Source organism: Shewanella sp. SG41-4 (assembly GCF_014164505.1).
Lineage (GTDB): Bacteria > Pseudomonadota > Gammaproteobacteria > Enterobacterales > Shewanellaceae > Shewanella.
Genome location: NZ_JACJFI010000465.1, coordinates 1 through 2,120, shown reverse-complemented (window position 1 = coordinate 2,120; position 2,120 = coordinate 1). Strand labels below are relative to the sequence as shown.

Here is a 2,120-nt window from a genome sequence, read left to right as displayed (position 1 = left end):
TCGTTGTCCAACAGATGACATGCGGCATTAGTATAATAAAGCTCATCAGTTTCATCATCGATGATTTTATTAAGACAGCACTTACCGCAGCCGTCACAAAGGGACTCCCACTGTTCGGCTGTCATGTTTTCTAAAGCTGTGGTTGTCCAAAACTGAGTCGTCATTTTATATCTAATGTGGTTTATCATCTAAATTTTCACGCATTTTACACCTAAAACAGTACAATTTACTGTTTAATTTTCTCAGAAAGGTAGGTTATTGCCAGCGTTTCGTGCAAAGTATTATTAAATTGATGTAATAAACGAAAATTAGTATAAATCAAATAAAAGCGTCCCTTAGGTCCATCTGGCGCAATTAATGAAACTTCCATGTCATTACGTTGGGGTAAGTCAGTACCATCAAAACGCCTGACACCGTAGGCTTGCCAATGCGGAAATGTATTATGTGCTTGTAGACCGAGTAAGTTAGGATCTAGCATCATGGTTGTTTTTACTTGTCTTCCCCACGTTGAATCATATTGCCAGCCTTGTTGATGTAGCATATTAGCTGTGGATGCAAAGGCATCATCCATACTGCTCCAGACATTAATGATGCCGTCTTTATCGGCATCGACACCGTATTTGAGTATCTGACTAGGCATTATTTGCATTTGCCCCATCGCACCAGATGAAGAGCTTAGCAATAAATCTTCGGTAATATTTTTTTGTTCTATTAACTTCAGAGCGGCAATAAACTCATTAATGTAAAAAGCTTCTTTATCGCCTTTATAAGCTAGTGAGGCTAAAACAGATAACCCAGAAAAACGTCCCGAGCGCTCTCCAAACCGAGAGTTCATTCCCCATAATGCCATTAGAAAACGAGACTGAACCTGATAAGTTTGGCTAACGTTTTCTATTTGTGATTCGTGTTGCTGAAACATTGCTCTAGCAGTACTCACGGTAATTTCAGGTACAGCTTGGGGGATAAAGTCTTCTAATGTTTGTGATGAATCTGAATGGGTATTGAGGCTGGCTTTTTTGAATATTTTAATATTAGCAATATAGCGTTCTGCTGTTAGTTGGTTAACGCCAGCAGCTATTGCCTTTTGTTGTAGTTCCAACAAATAGTCGGTAAATTCGCCACGGCTGTCTTCAGCTATGGCAATATTAGAACAAAAGAAGTAACAAAATGCGCATAAAATGATTTTTTGAATCATATTCGTCTTGATGACTCCTTTAAGAATGAGCTTATTTCTTAAAAGCTAATTCTTGTTTGTGTTGTTCGAGTAAATTAATTTGTGGTGGTGGTATTTGTAAGTAATAGCCTTGTTCTACTAATGCAGACTTCACTTTGTCAATATCAGCGATACCTAAGTGATCTCGTTTAGATAACGGTACAATCATCACTAATGTCTTTGAGCCAAACATTTCCATTAACGGTTCAGGAACGTCATCAAATACATCACGTTTTGTGACAAAAAGGTAAGTATCTGCTCTTCGACCGCTTTTATATACTGCACATATCATTTTAGTGTAAATTTCCAAAGGTTCAAACTTGATAGTCAACTAATCACACTATAACATGGTGACACAAGAAAATAATTGTAAATCAGTTTATCGCTGAAGTATTGGAGAATCACGCCGGGATGGCTAAACAAAATCTCGAACTAAAGGCCACGTCTTTTACACTATCTGTGCTGCATATTAATCACAGCGATTTGAATATCATTGCGGCTGAATTAGACAATAAATTGGCTCAAGCTCCCCAGTTTTTCTTGGGCGCACCATTGGTATTAAATTTATCGGCCATTCAGCATACTCACATTGATTTTAATGCCCTAAAACAATTATTAATTGACCGAAATCTTATTATTGTAGGCATTACTGATGCCAGTCCAGAGCAAATTGAACAAGCAAAGAGCATGGCAATTGCAGTGGTAAAATCGGGCAAGCAAGCTCGTAAAGCAGAGTTACCAGAACGGGCAACCAAAATTGTTAAACAAAATGTGCGTTCTGGACAGCAAATATACGCACAAAATGCTGATTTAATCACTTTTGGAGCGGTTGGTAATGGCGCTGAAGTCATAGCTGATGGTAGCATCCATATATATGGTGCTCTACGTGGTAAAGCCATGGCAGGTG

3 protein-coding genes and 1 pseudogene are annotated in these 2,120 nt (G+C 38.3%); 1 reads left to right on the top strand and 3 read right to left on the bottom strand.

Annotated features, from left to right (window positions below; translation table 11 throughout):
- The 3 genes and pseudogenes from H5202_RS24845 to H5202_RS21140 all read right to left on the bottom strand — a co-directional run.
- Positions 1-125: pseudogene (locus tag H5202_RS24845) on the bottom strand (YcgN family cysteine cluster protein); the annotation flags it as partial.
- A gap of 101 nt (positions 126-226) precedes the next feature.
- Positions 227-1,195, bottom strand: coding sequence for a lytic murein transglycosylase (locus tag H5202_RS21145; RefSeq protein ID WP_182773791.1), 969 nt, complete (start codon positions 1,193-1,195; stop codon positions 227-229).
- A 31-nt stretch (positions 1,196-1,226) separates the two neighbouring features.
- Positions 1,227-1,505 carry a YcgL domain-containing protein gene (locus tag H5202_RS21140; RefSeq protein ID WP_182773790.1) on the bottom strand — a complete coding sequence of 93 codons (279 nt, stop codon included), beginning with the start codon at positions 1,503-1,505 and terminating at the stop codon, positions 1,227-1,229.
- A 119-nt stretch (positions 1,506-1,624) separates the two neighbouring features.
- On the opposite strand from H5202_RS21140, the gene minC reads away from it, so the two are divergent.
- The coding region (minC, locus tag H5202_RS21135; protein ID WP_182773789.1) for a septum site-determining protein MinC at positions 1,625-2,120 on the top strand (496 nt) is incomplete at its 3' end.

Bases quoted from the DNA above. Each gene is read 5' to 3' on its own strand.
- H5202_RS21145 (WP_182773791.1), bottom strand. From the start codon at position 1,195: ATGATTCAAAAAATCATTTTATGCGCATTTTGTTACTTCTTTTGTTCT.
- H5202_RS21140 (WP_182773790.1), bottom strand. From the start codon at position 1,505: ATGATATGTGCAGTATATAAAAGCGGTCGAAGAGCAGATACTTACCTT.